At 66.8% G+C, this 659-nt stretch carries 1 protein-coding gene; it reads left to right on the top strand.

Going from position 1 to position 659, the window contains the following annotated elements; all coding sequences use genetic code 11:
• Positions 1-41: 41 nt before the first annotated feature.
• On the top strand, positions 42-659 hold a 618-nt coding region (locus ABD323_RS43335), incomplete at its 3' end, for a right-handed parallel beta-helix repeat-containing protein (protein ID WP_344447520.1).

Genomic DNA, 659 nt, shown 5'->3' with positions numbered 1-659 from the left:
CCGTCCAGGCGGCCGCCGACGCGGTGCTGCCAGGACAGACCGTGAACATCTCCAAGGGCACGTACCCGGAGTCGGTCAAACTGACCCGTTCGGGGACCGAGAGTTCGCCGATCACCTTCAGGGGAGCCCTTGCCCCGTGGGAGCACCAGATCTGGGAAGGGACGATCGGAAGCACCGGCCTGGCGACGGGCTTCTCGGTGGTGGGCGCCCAGCACGTACGGATCAAGGACCTCGGTTTCGCCGCGAGCCAGTACGGCGTGGTGGTGGAGAACTCCACGGACGTCGTGGTGATGAGCGGCCAGGTGACCGGTGCCGCCACCGCCTCGGTGCGGGTGACCGGAGCCGACTCCAGGTACGTGACCATCGGCCGGTTCCGGCTCTGGTACCAGGGAGCCGGGATCGTGGTGGACGGGGGAGCGAAGAACACCACGCTCACCACCAACATGGTCAACACCGGTAGTGGCACGCCCGTCTCGGTGGTCGACTCGCCTGCCACCATCGTGGTGAGCAACTCCCTCTTCGGCCATTGCCGGACGGGCCTTGAGCTGGCTGGTGAGAGCACCGATGCGGTGCTGGTCAACAATGTGGTGGCGACGGACACGGACTCGGACGGGACCTGCTGGGACAAGCAGCCGCAAGTGAAGATTGGGGACGTGGCC

Origin of the sequence: Kitasatospora nipponensis (assembly GCF_039528135.1) — a bacterium.
Lineage (GTDB): Bacteria > Actinomycetota > Actinomycetes > Streptomycetales > Streptomycetaceae > Kitasatospora > Kitasatospora nipponensis.
Note: the sequence above shows the minus strand (reverse complement) of the source record. Positions and strands in the feature narration are given on the sequence as shown.